This window comes from Paramesorhizobium salinisoli (assembly GCF_003335045.1).
Lineage (GTDB): Bacteria > Pseudomonadota > Alphaproteobacteria > Rhizobiales > Rhizobiaceae > Paramesorhizobium > Paramesorhizobium salinisoli.
Genome location: NZ_QOZG01000117.1, coordinates 1 through 440, shown reverse-complemented (window position 1 = coordinate 440; position 440 = coordinate 1). Strand labels below are relative to the sequence as shown.

Annotated in this window: 1 protein-coding gene; it reads left to right on the top strand. The window is 49.8% G+C overall.

The features are described from left to right. Nucleotides 1-36: 36 nt before the first annotated feature. Nucleotides 37-440 (top strand): hypothetical protein (locus DUT91_RS25170; RefSeq protein WP_147272319.1); only part of this gene is annotated, 404 nt, incomplete at its 3' end.

The following is a 440-nucleotide window of genomic DNA, read 5'->3' as shown; positions in this document are numbered from 1 at the left end:
TGGCTCCAATTATTCGTGGGCCAGGGGGCAAAGAAAATGAAAAAGATTATTATCGGCGCAATAGCTGCGGTCGTTTTAATACTCGGCGCCAATGCCGTGTATGTAGGCATTCCATCATGGTCGGCTACGTCGAAAGATCCACGCAACGCAAAGCTCGTAATGCTTGCACATCTGCGATGGGGCATCGACCCCAGCACGTTGGTTCTCGACCTGATTTCTATCCAGCCTACGGCATCTATGGTTGATGTAGATCGCGCGTTGCTGGATATAGCGTCCGCAATGAAGGGACGCACCTTCAACAAAGTGGAGTTGGCTTATCGCGGGAAAGCAAAACTCCAAATGCACGGGGCATATTTCAATACCCTTGGTGTTGAAAGGAATACCCAGAATCCCGTCTACACCATTCGTACGATGCCAGAGAATATGATGGACATGGAAGG